Origin of the sequence: Bifidobacterium aerophilum (assembly GCF_010667685.1) — a bacterium.
Classification (GTDB): domain Bacteria; phylum Actinomycetota; class Actinomycetes; order Actinomycetales; family Bifidobacteriaceae; genus Bifidobacterium; species Bifidobacterium aerophilum.
The window spans coordinates 24,932-37,126 of record NZ_WHZW01000008.1; the positions used below are offsets into that span (position 1 = coordinate 24,932).

Below are 12,195 nucleotides of genomic sequence, written 5' to 3' on the forward strand. Positions count from 1 at the left end.
CCGCGCGAGGATGCGCGGGCGCAAGCAGTTCGGTGTCGCAAGACGCTGTGGATGACCGGAAGAGAGGAACATCGGATGGCGAAAAACAAGCAGAAGATCCTGTCCATCGTCCTTGCAGGCGGTGAGGGAACTCGTCTGATGCCGTTGACCCGTGATCGCGCGAAGCCCGCAGTCCCGTTCGGAGGCGTGTTCCGTCTGATCGATTTTCCGCTGAGCAACCTGGTGAATTCGGATTACCGTCACATCATCGTGCTCACGCAGTACAAGTCCCACTCGCTTGATCGCCATATCTCGCAGATGTGGCGCTTCTCCTCCCTGCTGGGCAACTACGTCTCCCCTGTCCCGGCGCAGCAGCGTCTCGGCAAGCACTGGTACCTCGGCTCCGCGGACGCCATCTACCAGACCATCAACATCATCGAGGACGTGCAGCCCGACATCGTCGTGATCGTCGGCGCCGATCACGTCTACCGCATGGACTTCGGCCAGATGGTCGAGCAGCACATCGAATCCGGCGCCGAGTTCACGGTGGCCGGCATCCGCCAGCCGATCGCCCAGTCGAACCAGTTCGGCGTGATCAGCGTTGACCCGGATCACCCCAACCAGATCCGCGAATTCCAGGAGAAGCCGGCCACGACCGAGGGCCTGCCGGACGATCCGAACTCGTTCCTCGCTTCGATGGGCAACTATGTGGCCAACACGGACGCGCTGTTCGACGCGCTGGCCAAGGACGAGAAGGCCGAGGACACGAAGCACGACATGGGCGGCGACATCGCCCCGTACTTCGCGGCGCGCGGCGAGGCCGGCGTGTACGACTTCAACACGAACGTCATTCCGGGCGCCACGGAAACCGATCACGCCTACTGGCGTGACGTGGGTACCATCAAGCAGTTCTACGATGCGCACATGGATCTGATCGCCTATGTGCCCGAGTTCAACCTGTACAACCAGGCGTGGCCGATCTACACCGATTCCGGCACCCTGCCGCCGGCCAAGTTCGTGCACGCAGGCCGCGACCGTCTGGGCCACGCGACCGATTCCATCGTCTCCCCCGGCGTGATCGTCTCCGGCGGCGAAGTGCACCACTCGGTGCTTTCCCCGAACGTGCGCATCCACTCGTGGGCGCAGGTCGTCGATTCGGTGCTGTTCGACGGCGTGATCGTCAACCGTCGCGCCCGCGTGTACAAGGCGATCCTCGACAAGAACGTCGTGCTCACCGAGAACTCGACCGTCGGCATCGACACCGAGCATGATCTCGCCCGCGGCTTCACCGTGACTCCGGAAGGCATCACCGTCGTGCCGAAGGGCACGATCGTCGACGACTGATCGGAAAACAGATCCCAACGAACAGGAAAGCCCCGACCGCGTAAGGTCGGGGCTTTCCTGTTGCGCCGATACTCGATATGAAAAACGGCGGCGTAACGGACATACGCATCCGTCACACCGCCGAATCCGGTTCAGGGCGATAGATTCTCAGTACTTCGGCAGGTTATCGAAGTTGAAGCCGAGCGCGGCCAGCTGGTCGCGGCCTTCCGGCGTGATCTTGTCCATCGTCCAGCGCGGCTGCCATGTCCAGTCGATGCGGAACTCCTCGACCAGACCGGCCAGCGTGCTCGCGCATTCGTCCTCGATGAGATCCGTCAGAGGGCAAGCCGGCGTGGTGAGCGTCATCGTGATGATCGCACGGCCCAGCTCGTCGATTTCGATGCCGTAGACCAAGCCCAGATCGATGACGTCGATGCCGAGCTCGGGATCGATGACCTGATGCAAAGCCTCCTTGACGTCCTCCGCAGTGGCGCGGCCGATGTCGTCCACGGCCTTGAGCGGAATGTCGTCCTCGCTGCTGTGCTCGCCTTCATGGCCGCATTCGCTCTTCGGATGACGGCCGCACGCGCACATCTCGGTGTCTCCGTCCGCGGCGGCCGGCGCGGGACGACCGCCCGGGAATCCCGCGGCCAGATTCGGGTTGGCCATCACGCGACGTGCGGCTTCCTCATCTCCCAGCACCTTGTTCACCGCATCGAACACCGACGGCGCGGGTTCGGGAACCAGATTGTCGCTCATATCACTCCAAACGTCGTTGAAAGATCGGTTTCCAATATACTCCCGGCTCTCCCGCGGGAGAGCCGGACCATTACTTCGCGGCCAGAGCCTTGGCCACCGAGTCGCGCATGCCCTCCCAGCCGAGCAGGGCGCACTTGATGCGCATCGGATACTTGGAGACGCCTTGGAACACGACCGCGTCTTCGAGCTTCTCCTCCTTGGCGTCGTCGTTCAGGCCGGCGCCGCGGGACTCCATCAGCTCATGGAAGTCACGGAACAGATCCATCGCCTCGTCCACGGTCTTGCCGGCGCACAGGTCGACCATAACCGACAGGCTCGCCTGCGAGATGGAGCAGCCATGCCCGTCCCACACGAGACGTTCGATGCGATGCGGTTCGGCGTCGGACACCTCCACATGGACGGTGGCCTCGTCGCCGCAGGTCGGGTTGAACTGGTGGGATTCGCCCGGAGTGCAATACTCATGCGACGCACGAATCGTCGTCTCCGCCGCCGCACTGTCTTCCGATGCAAGATCCGGAGCGAAGGATTCCTTGCCGTGCGGATCGCGCGCGGCCTCCAGAATGACCTCCTGATACATCTGTTCCAGATCGTCGCCACTCATGCCAAAATCGTTCATACATCACACCTTAAAAAACGGACGGACTTTCGCCACGGCCTCGACCAGGGCCGCCGCGTCATCGACGCTGTTGTACACGCCGCTGGACGCGCGGTTGGACGCATACAAGCCGAAATGACGATGCACCGGCTGGGCGCAATGATGGCCGACACGGATGGCGATGCCCTGCGCGTCGATGAACTGGCCGACATCATGCGGGTGCACGCCGGCCACGTCGAATGCGACGGTACCGATACGGTCCACGTTCTCGCGCGGGCCGAGGATGCGCACGCCGTCGATGTCGCCGAGCTTCAGAAGTTCGGCGGCGATCGTCCTCTCATGCGCCTCGATGTTCTCCAAGCCGATGCCCATCATCCATTCGGCGGCGACGCCGGCGGCGACGACCTGCGCGACGGGCTGCGTACCGGCCTCGAAGCGTGCCGGCGGCTCCATGTACTGCGCCGGCTGATCCATCCAGGCCAGTTCGACCATCGATCCGCCGAAGTTCGCCGGAGGCAACGCCTCCAGCAGTTCGCGCTTGCCGTACAGGAACCCGACGCCGGTAGGACCGTACATCTTATGCGCGCTCCATGCGGCGAAGTCGACGTCCATCGCATGGAAATCGACCTTGAGATGCGGCACCGACTGGCATGCGTCAAGGATGAACACGGCGCCCACCTCATGGGCTCGGCGCACGATGGGCGCGATGTCGGTGATCGCGCCGGTGGTGTTGCCCACATGCGTGACCGCCACGACCCTGGTGCGCTCGGTGATGACCTCATCGGCCGTATCGGAGCGGACGCGTCCGTCCTCGGTCAGGTCGAACCATTTGAGCGTCGCCCCCGTGCGGTAGGCAAGCTCCTGGAACGGCAGCAGCACCGAATGGTGTTCGGCCTTGGACACGACGATCTCGTCGCCGGGCTTCAACGCGAACCGCTTGGCCGCCTCTCCCCCGCGTCCGAGGCTCGCGTTGCCGAATGCGGTTGCCAGAAGGTTCAGGCCGGCGGTCGCGCCACCGGTGACGACGACCTCCTCCTGTCCTTCCTCCGCGTTCGCGCCGACCAGACGCGCGACCTTGGCGCGCGCATCCTCGAACGCCATGGTCGAACGGGCCGCCAGCTCATGCGCACCGCGATGCACGCCCGCGTTGATCGTGCGGTAGAAGTCCGCCTCCGTGTCGATCACGCACTGCGGCTTCTGCGATGTCGCCGCCGAATCGAGATACACGAGCGGATGCCCGTGCACCTCCTGATCCAGAATCGGGAACTGCTCCCGAATCACCTTGAAATCAACCATTATTCCCCTTTTATTTATGCGCTTTCCGTTTCACTACGAGTTCCAGCGTTGCCGCGTGGGGTGGCGGGATGCATATTGTGACACGCTCCGGGCCGCTCTGGCCAAGTCTTTACGGTCTCAACATGCATCCCGCCACCCCACGCTACCTCGCGTATCATCGTTACGTCGTGCAGAACTTGCGCTTGTATCACGCAACGTATACACGCTCACGAGCGTGGGGCTGGGATGTTCTGTTCACGACCGTATGACTCGGCCGAGCGGCCCGGAGCGTGTCGGGAATAGAACATCCCAGCCCCACGCGGTCATCGTCGAAACCTATCGATATGCTCCGAGCAAAACCGCGAAGCAATCGTGGTCACGACTTACGCCAGCGCGGATTCGGAATCGGCGCCTTCGGGCAGGTACGCGTCGTAGCCGTGCTCCTCGAGTTCGTCGGCCAGCTCCGGGCCGCCGGTCTTGACGAAGTGGCCGTCCGCGAAGACGTGCACGATGTCCGGCTTGATGTACTTGAGGATGCGCGTGTAGTGCGTGACCATGAGAATGCCGAAGTTGTTGGCCTCCTTGGCGCGGTTCACGCCTTCGGACACGATGCGCAGCGCGTCGACGTCAAGGCCGGAGTCGGTTTCGTCGAGGATCGCGAACTTGGGCTTGAGGAGTTCGAGCTGAAGCACTTCGGCGCGCTTCTTCTCGCCGCCGGAGAAGCCTTCGTTGACGGAACGCGTGGCGAACTTCGGATCCATGCGCAGGCGCTTCATGGCTTCGGACAGTTCCTTGGTCCACGTGCGGATGGCCGGCGCCTTGCCGTCGACCTCGGTCTTGGCGGTGCGCAGGAAGTTGGTCATCGACACGCCCGGCACCTCGACCGGATACTGCATGGCGAGGAACAGGCCCTCCTTGGCGCGCTCGTCCGGGGTCTGCTTGAGGATGTCGACGCCGTCGAGCAGCACTTCGCCCGAGTCGACCTCGTACTTGGGGTGGCCGGCGAGCGTGTAGGCGAGCGTGGACTTGCCGGAGCCGTTGGGGCCCATGATGGCGTGCGTTTCACCGGAGTTGACGGTCAGGTTCACGCCCTTGAGGATCTGCTTGCGGCCTTCCTTGGTTTCGACGGAGGCGTACAGGTCCTTGATTTCCAGAGTGGACATTGAATTCTCCTGTTACTTACGGATGAAAAGTCTGTGATTGGGTTACTTGTCTTCGAGCACCGCCTGCATGGCCGCGTCCTCGCCGCGTGCGAGGCGGCGGTCGATCACGTCCATGAGGTGCTGGGCGACGGAGGGCACGCCGATCTCTTCGACGAGTTCGCCGAAGAAACCGCGCACGACGAGCTTGCGGGCCTCGGTTTCGGGGATGCCGCGCGACTGCAGGTAGAACAGTTCCTCGTCGTCGAAACGGCCGACGGAGCTGGCGTGGCCGGCGCCGATGATGTTGCCGTTCTCGATTTCGAGGTTCGGCTCGGAATCGGCGATGGCACCCGGGGTGAGCACGAGGTTGCGGTTGAGTTCGTAGGAATCGGTGCCGGGCGCGGTGGGCGCGATCAGCGCGTTGCCGACCCATGTGGAGTGCGCGTCCTTGCCGTCGAGCGCCCCCTTGTAGACCACACGCGACTTGCATTCGGGATGGTTGTGCACCACCATCGTGCGGTGTTCGATGTGCTCGCCCGGATCCACGAAGTAGATGCCGAGCATGTTGAGGTCGCCTTGCGGGCCGCCGAAGTCCTGATCCATGCGGATGCGCACGACATCGCCGCCAAGGGTGACGACGGAGTGGCGCAGCGAGGCGTTCTCGCCGACATGGATGCGATGGTTGCCGACGTGCTTGGATCCCTTGTCCCATTCCTGGATGAACGTGGCGGAGACGTGGGAGTTCTTGCCGGTGGTGATTTCGACGCCTTCCGCGAGTCGCGCGGTGCCGTTGTGCTCGACGACGACGTCGCCGTGCGTGCCGTCTGCCGCGGCGATGACCAGATGCAGCGCGTCGAGGTCCTCGCCGCCGCCGATCACGCGGACGAGCACGGGCTGGGCGAGTTCGCCGGTCAGGTTGACGACGGTGGCGGTGTGGCCCGAGTTCCATTCGACCACGGAAGCGCGGTCGTTCGGCTTGGACACGGTGCCGGAACCGCCTTCGCCGAGCTTGGTCTGGCTGACGGTCACATGCTCCGGATCGACGGGCGTGCCGTCGACGTTGGAGATCACCAGCGTGGTCTCGCCGCTCGGCTTGAACACGTCGAAGAATTCCTCGATGCGATCGAGCGGCGTGTACCGCCAGTCCTCCTGCTTGCGGGTCGGCATCGGGAAATCGGCCACGTCGAACGAGCGCGGCTCCTTGTCGGCACTCGACGGCATGGCCGCCGGGATCGCATACGGGTCGTTCGGATCCGCAACGGGAATGTTGAGTTCAGCAGTATTCGATGCCATGGGAATCAGCCCACCGATCCTTCCATCTGCAATTCGACCAAACGGTTCAGTTCGAGCGCGTATTCCATCGGCAACTCGCGGCTGATCGGCTCGACGAAGCCGCGAACGATCATGCCCATGGCCTCCTTCTCCTCAAGACCACGGCTCATCAGGTAGAACAGCTGGTCCTCGGAGACCTTGGATACGGTCGCCTCGTGCGCCATCGTCACATCGTCCTCGCGCACATCCACATGCGGGTACGTGTCGGAACGGCTGAAGTCGTCGACGAGCAGCGCGTCGCACACGGTCGAGTTCGACGAGCCGTACGCGCCGTCGACGATCTTGACGAGGCCGCGGTAGGCGGAACGGCCGCCGCCGCGCGAGATCGACTTGGCGACGATCGTGGACTTGGTGTGCGGAGCGAGGTGGATCATCTTCGCGCCGGTATCCTGGTACTGGCCCTTGCCGGCGAAGCCGAGCGACATCGTGGACGCGGTGGCATACGGCTCGGCCAGAATGCAGGCCGGATACTTCATCGTGGCCTTGGATCCGATGTTGCCGTCGACCCATTCCATCGTGCCGCCCTCGCGCACGTAGGCGCGCTGGGTGACGAGGTTGTACACGTTGTTCGACCAGTTCTGCACGGTGGTGTAGCGCACGCGGGCGTGCTTTTCGACGATGATCTCGACGATGGCGGCGTGCAGTGAGTCCTCGGACCAGATCGGTGCGGTGCAGCCTTCGACATAGTGCACGTAGGAGCCTTCGTCGGCGATGATGAGCGTGCGTTCGAACTGGCCCATGGCCGGCGTGTTGATGCGGAAGTAGGCCTGCAGCGGGATGTCGACGTGCACGCCCTTGGGAACGTACACGAACGAGCCGCCCGACCACGCGGCGGTGTTGAGCGCGCCGAACTTGTTGTCCTCCGGGGAGACGACGGTGCCGAAGTACTTGCGGACGAGATCGGGGTACTCGCGCACGGCGGTGTCCGTGTCGACGAAGATCACGCCCTGCTTCTTGAGATCCTCCTGGATGGAGTTGTAGATGACCTCGGACTCGTACTGCGCGGCGACTCCGGAGACGAGACGCTTCTTTTCGGCTTCGGGGATGCCGAGACGGTCATAGGTGGAGCGGATGTCGTCCGGCAGCTCCTCCCACGTCTTGGCCTGCTTGTCGATCGGCTTGACGTAGTACTTGAAGTCATCGGCGTTGAATCCGGACAGATCGACGCCCCAGTCGGGCATCGGCTTGTCGAGAAACGCCTTGAAGCCGCGCAGACGCATATCGAGCATCCATTCCGGCTCGCCCTTGTCGGCGCTGATGGCTCTCACGACGTTCTCGTCGATGCCTCGTTTCGCAGCCTCGCCGGCCGCGTCGGAATCATGCCAACCGTAGCTGTAGTCTCCGAACTGCTGGATGATCTCGTCATCCTGTTTGATTTTCTCCTCGTTGACGCGGGCGCGATCGGCCACATACTGGCTCATCTCCACGTCAGCCGCGGCGTTTGGCGCTTGGTTTTCGCTCACCGTACGCTTCCCTCCAATCGACTTCACAACGTTCCTACGTAAACCTAACAGATACCGGGGTCCGACTTTAGTATCCGCGCCGAATATTGGCTCAGCGCAAACGTGATGCGCGCGACACCGAATACCGGCCGGCAGATGGCGGGATAGCATGCCGTCGAACAGCGACTTCTACGAACAAACCCCGCCTGAAGCGGGGTTTGCGATGATAATGGTTCGACGGATCGGAACCTATCCGTCATGCCTGCACGTGCACGGTGGTGCCCATCAGCGCCCATTCGTAGAACTGCTGGGCGACGTCCCAGCCGATGCCGACGCATCCATGGGACCACAATCCGCCGCCCTTGACCAGCTGCGAATTGTTCATGGCCGTCTGGGTGGCGACGCGGTGGATGGCGCATCCGGTCTTCGAGAAGTAGTTGACGAAGCCGACGTTCTTGGCGTCCCAGGTCTCGTTGCTGCCGTCGCTGAGCGTCAGGTTGCCGCTCATGTTCTGGCTCTGGTATTTGAGCCAGATCTTGAAGTCGCCGTTTTCGGTGCAGTTGTCGTAGGTGTTGGGATCGCAGTAGGTGGGCGTGCACAGTTCGCCGGTGCATTCGCCGGTGGTCGGATCGTTGCCGCGGCCGATGCCGGCATTGAACTTCATGATGGCCTTGCCGTTTTCGTATGCGGTGACCGTGTGATCGGACAGGTCGATGACGACGGTGCGCTTGGTGGACTTGGTCTTCATCGGGTCGACCGTGCCTTCGACGGTCACGGATCCGCCGCCCTTGGCGAAGGCCTGAACGGCGTCGGCGCCGACCGAGGAATCCGCTCCGGCGGCCACGGTCACGCCGTCATGGCCCTCCTTGAGCACCTTCAGTTCCTCGCCCACTCCGTTGACGATGACCTCCCGGTCCTCGCGGCCGGACTGCAGGTTGGGCTTGACGGAGTCGTCATAATACTTCTGCAACTTGTCCGCGTCGAACACGACATAGCCGTTACGCGTCTCATTGTCGGCCAGCTTGCCGTTCTCGTTGGCGTCGATGCGCGTGGATGCGGCCAGTGCCTGGGCGCCGAGCGTCGCGATCGTATGGTCGCCGATCTTGATGTCGACGGGTTTGTTCGCCAGTCCGTCGAGCGTGGCCTTGGCCTTCGCGGCGATGTCGTCGGTCACGGACGGGTCGATGGCCTTGAGTTCGACCGTCACGGTTTTCGCCGGTGCCGAACCGAGTGTCTCCACGGCTGCGATCGCGGCCTTGGCCACCGGCGCGGGGTCGGCGCCCTGGCCCTGCTGTCCGGACACCACGTCGAAGCCGGTGCCGTCCTCGTTGAGCCGCAGGGAGGCATCGGTCGCCTTGACCTCGTCGATCGACAGCTTCTGGCTGAGCGTGTCGGAAACCGCCGCCTTGGCATTGGCCGGCTCGACGGTGATATCGGCGGTGTTCCAGAAGGCGTAGCGCTGCCACCAGGCTTCGTCGCGCTTGGCGTCCATGACCTGACGGGCGATGGACTCGGAGTCCACGGAAAGTCCGAGATCCTTGAGCGAGACCTTTGCGGTCTTGCCGTCATAGGACACGGTCACCGTGGCATCGTCAACGGCGGCATCGATCCGGGACACCACCCGTTCATACGAGCTGCCGGTCACCGAATGACCCCACAGGGTGACGCCCGGCAACGCATGCGACTGGAAGAACCAGATGCCCCCGCCGACGAAGGCACCCAGCACCACAACCACGGCAAGCAGGATCCACGGCCATACGGCATGGCGCTTGCGTCGTCTGCTCGCAGACCTGCCGCCCTCCTCGAATGCCGGAGTGGCGAAGGCGCTCATGTCCAGCGGCGCGAACACCGCCGTCGCCTCGCCATCGGCGAAGGCGCCTGCCCTGTTCATCTCGTTATTCTCGTTCATGCTGTCTGTTCATTCCCTTTGTCGCCGGACGCCGCCGGCCCGTTATGCGTTGCCCCTCATTATGCAACATGGCCATGAACTCGAACGAGTCCATGGCCATGCGATCAGCGCGCCTCTATGTGAATCCCATCACATCGTGTTCCGGTCACGTCCGGTACACGCACCATGCTCAGGCGCGACCGGCCTCCTGGTGGTCGAGGGCCGCCTTGACGAGGCCCGCGAACAGCGGGTGCGGCTTGGTTGGGCGGGACTTGAACTCCGGGTGGGCCTGCGTGGCCACATAGAACGGGTGCACGTCCTGCGGCAGCTCGACGAACTCGGTGAGCTCGCCGTCCGGGCTCTGGCCGGAGATGCGCAGACCGGCCTCGCGCAGACGGTCCTTGTACGCCACGTTGACCTCGTAACGGTGACGGTGGCGTTCGGTCACATGCGTGGTGCCGTACAGTTCAGCTACGAGCGAACCCTCCTCAAGCACGGCCGGATAGCTGCCCAGTCGCATGGTGTGGCCCATGTCTCCGTGGCCCGCGACGATGTCCTTCTGCTCCTCCATCGTGGCGATGACCGGGTTCGCGCACTCCGGCTCGAACTCGGTGGAATTCGCGTCCTCGATGCCGAGGACGTGACGGGCGTATTCGATGACCATCGACTGCAGGCCAAGGCACAGTCCGAGCGCCGGCAGCTTGTGCTCGCGGGCGTACTTGAGCGCGCCGATCTTGCCATCGATGCCGCGGATGCCGAAACCGCCGGGGATCACGATGCCGTCCACCTGGTCGAGCGCGGCCGCCGCGCCTTCCTCGGTCTCGCACTTGTCGGCCGCGACCCACTTGACGTTGACCTTGGCCCAGTTGGCGAAGCCGCCGGCCTTGATGGCCTCGGTGACGGACAGGTACGCATCCGGCAGATCGATGTACTTGCCGACGATCGCGATGTTGACCTCATGCTTCGGGTGATGCACGCGTTCGAGCAGGTCGGCCCATTCGTCCCAGTCGACGTCGTGGAACGGCAGTCCGAGCTCGCGCACGACGTACGCGTCGAGTCCTTCGTTGAACAGGATCTTCGGCACGTCGTAGATGCTCGGCGCGTCCACGCAGTTGACCACGCCCTCCTCGTCCACGTCGCACATCAGGGAGATCTTGTCCTTGATGGACTTGTTGAGCGGACGGTCGGAACGCAGCACGAGCGCGTCCGGGGTGATGCCGAGCTGACGCAGCATCATGACGGAGTGCTGGGTCGGCTTGGTCTTGAGCTCGTGGGCGGCGGAGATGTACGGCACGAGGGAGACGTGCACGAACATGCAGTTCTCGGCGCCGAGATCGCGGCGCACCTCGCGGGCGGCCTCAAGGAACGGCTGGGATTCGATGTCGCCGACGGTGCCGCCGATCTCAGTGATGATCACGTCGACGTCGTCGGATGCCTGCGCGCGCATGCGGGACTTGATCTCGTTGGTGATGTGCGGGATGACCTGCACGCACTGGCCGAGGTATTCGCCGGCACGTTCCTTGCGCAGCACCTCCTGGTAGATCTGGCCGGTGGTCACGTTCGCCTTCTGCGACAGGAAGACGTCGAGGAAACGCTCGTAGTGGCCGATGTCGAGATCGGTTTCGGCGCCGTCCTCGGTCACGTAGACCTCGCCGTGCTGGAACGGGTTCATGGTGCCCGGGTCCACGTTGATGTACGGATCGAGCTTCTGCTGGAGGACATGGATGCCGCGGCTGCGCAGCAGGCGGCCGAGCGAGGATGCGGTCAGGCCCTTGCCGAGGGAGGAAACCACGCCGCCGGTGACGAAGATGTGCTTGGTGACGTGTTCTTGGGAATTGCCATGTTGTCTTCTAACCATGGAATTTCATTGTATCATCCGCGTATGACCCGGCGTGTTACCGGAAACGGGCCGGCCCGCATGCAGACACGCATGTGGACCGGCCCGTTCGAGGACGTTCGGCCGAAATTCACCGGCCGACGGTTGCACCGGCTATTCGGCGATGAGATGCGCGATGGCCTCCAGGGCGAGCTTGTATCCGAAGAAGCCGAGTCCGGTGATGGTGCCGGTGGCGACCGGGCTGATGACGGAGCGCTTGCGGAACTCGTCTCGGGCGGACGGGTTGGAGATATGCACCTCCATCAGTGGCAGGCCGGCGTCGCCGACCATGTGGGCGGCGTCGGACAGCGCGTACGAGTAATGCGTGAACGCCGCCGGGTTCATGACGACCGGCGTCTTTTCGTCGGCTGCCTGATGCATCCAATGCACCATTTCGGACTCGTCGTCCGTTTGGCGCACCTCGACGTCAAGGCCGAGTTCGGCACCCCACCCGGTGCACAGACGACGCAGTTCCTCAAGGTCCTGACGTCCGTAGACGTCGGGCTGACGGACGCCGAGACGTCCGAGGTTCGGCCCGTTGACGACGATGACTTTGGTCATGATGACTCCTTTTACGGGTTACT

General features: G+C 63.4%; 10 protein-coding genes. 1 reads left to right on the forward strand and 9 read right to left on the reverse strand.

What is annotated here, in order from left to right; translation table 11 throughout:
* Positions 1-75 precede the first annotated feature (75 nt).
* Positions 76-1,323, forward strand: coding sequence for a glucose-1-phosphate adenylyltransferase (glgC, locus tag GFD25_RS04740; RefSeq protein WP_163230465.1), 1,248 nt, complete (start codon positions 76-78; stop codon positions 1,321-1,323).
* 147 nt (positions 1,324-1,470) lie between these two features.
* On the opposite strand, the gene GFD25_RS04745 is transcribed toward glgC, so the two are convergent.
* The 9 genes from GFD25_RS04745 to aroQ all read right to left on the reverse strand — a co-directional run bounded on the left by GFD25_RS04745 (position 1,471) and on the right by aroQ (position 12,172).
* Positions 1,471-2,061 carry a metal-sulfur cluster assembly factor gene (locus GFD25_RS04745; RefSeq protein WP_163230467.1) on the reverse strand — a complete coding sequence of 197 codons (591 nt, stop codon included), beginning with the start codon at positions 2,059-2,061 and terminating at the stop codon, positions 1,471-1,473.
* Between the two features lie 70 nt (positions 2,062-2,131).
* Positions 2,132-2,677, reverse strand: a complete 546-nt coding sequence (gene sufU, locus GFD25_RS04750) for a Fe-S cluster assembly sulfur transfer protein SufU (RefSeq protein WP_163230469.1) — start codon at positions 2,675-2,677, stop codon at positions 2,132-2,134.
* Between the two features lie 3 nt (positions 2,678-2,680).
* Positions 2,681-3,952, reverse strand: coding sequence for a cysteine desulfurase (locus tag GFD25_RS04755; RefSeq protein WP_163230470.1), 1,272 nt, complete (start codon positions 3,950-3,952; stop codon positions 2,681-2,683).
* A 362-nt stretch (positions 3,953-4,314) separates the two neighbouring features.
* Positions 4,315-5,094, reverse strand: coding sequence for a Fe-S cluster assembly ATPase SufC (sufC, locus tag GFD25_RS04760; RefSeq protein ID WP_152358532.1), 780 nt, complete (start codon positions 5,092-5,094; stop codon positions 4,315-4,317).
* A gap of 42 nt (positions 5,095-5,136) precedes the next feature.
* Positions 5,137-6,366, reverse strand: coding sequence for a Fe-S cluster assembly protein SufD (sufD, locus tag GFD25_RS04765; protein WP_163230472.1), 1,230 nt, complete (start codon positions 6,364-6,366; stop codon positions 5,137-5,139).
* Positions 6,367-6,371: 5 nt separating this feature from the next.
* Entirely contained in the window at positions 6,372-7,826 is a 1,455-nt protein-coding gene (gene sufB, locus GFD25_RS04770; RefSeq protein ID WP_163230638.1) for a Fe-S cluster assembly protein SufB, read from the reverse strand.
* 277 nt (positions 7,827-8,103) lie between these two features.
* Positions 8,104-9,756: a L,D-transpeptidase gene (locus GFD25_RS04775; RefSeq protein ID WP_163230474.1), complete on the reverse strand. Its 1,653-nt coding sequence runs from the start codon at positions 9,754-9,756 to the stop codon at positions 8,104-8,106.
* 169 nt (positions 9,757-9,925) lie between these two features.
* Positions 9,926-11,593, reverse strand: coding sequence for a CTP synthase (locus GFD25_RS04780; RefSeq protein ID WP_163230476.1), 1,668 nt, complete (start codon positions 11,591-11,593; stop codon positions 9,926-9,928).
* Between the two features lie 132 nt (positions 11,594-11,725).
* Positions 11,726-12,172, reverse strand: coding sequence for a type II 3-dehydroquinate dehydratase (gene aroQ / locus GFD25_RS04785; protein WP_163230478.1), 447 nt, complete (start codon positions 12,170-12,172; stop codon positions 11,726-11,728).
* Positions 12,173-12,195: the final 23 nt, after the last annotated feature.